Origin of the sequence: Aeromonas sp. QDB11 (assembly GCF_027705265.1) — a bacterium.
GTDB classification, from domain to species: Bacteria; Pseudomonadota; Gammaproteobacteria; order Enterobacterales; family Aeromonadaceae; genus Aeromonas; species Aeromonas allosaccharophila.
Window position 1 is genome coordinate 1 of record NZ_JAPDBM010000216.1, and the last position, 752, is coordinate 752.

Annotated in this window: 1 protein-coding gene; it reads left to right on the plus strand. The window is 36.4% G+C overall.

Annotation, left to right across the window (positions count from 1 at the left end):
* Positions 1–192 precede the first annotated feature (192 nt).
* Positions 193–618 (plus strand): hypothetical protein, encoded by a 426-nt coding sequence (locus OKC40_RS22740; RefSeq protein ID WP_270797057.1) that lies wholly within the window; start codon positions 193–195, stop codon positions 616–618.
* The last annotated feature ends 134 nt before the right edge of the window (positions 619–752 follow it).

The following is a 752-nucleotide window of genomic DNA, read 5'->3' on the forward strand; positions in this document are numbered from 1 at the left end:
TAGCGACTAATCAGATCGCACAAACTGGACTGAGTTCCCTTCCTCCGGTGATCTACTATTCGGAACAGCTATTTAGCAATTGAGGGTATTGAGTATAACATTGTTCGGTCTGACAATTTTAAGGCTTCAGAAAACTCTTTCGATCTATCTGAAGCGACTGTTGCTTTAACATGCGCATCAAAAGACGTCAGCTTGGCTGTACAGGTGAAAAAGGAAATAGGTAAATTTTATGAAAATATTGACAGAGCACCTTACAGAACTATTTTCAACCCTAATACAAATGGTGTTTACTTATGGAATGTTGTTAAATGCTTAAGAGAATTAGATAGAATTCTCTTGGTTAAAATTAGTGCTTTAGGGAAAAAAAGTGGTCGTGATTATGGTGTGCTTGTTCATGGAAATAGACTAATTCAACAAATTGTGTTCACCTCATTAAACATTAGTAAATTAGCGAATGACTATAACTTCAATGTAAATGAAGTCAAATTTGAAGAGTGTATGACAAAAATAGTTTCTAATTTATCAATTCAAATACAAGCGGACTATTCCGATAAGATTCTTGGAACACTATTTAAGAATACAACTATTTGTAAAACTCTTGTAGCTAAAGTCCTTTGACGATGCTTACAGTCAACATATTGTTACCTTTCATTTACTAATCAACATGCGGGTGCCCCCGGCGTTTTTCAAGATAGTTGTCGCGCAAAGCTGTTTTAAGCAGCCTCTTTCTGCTCCGGCTCGGGTTTCTCGGG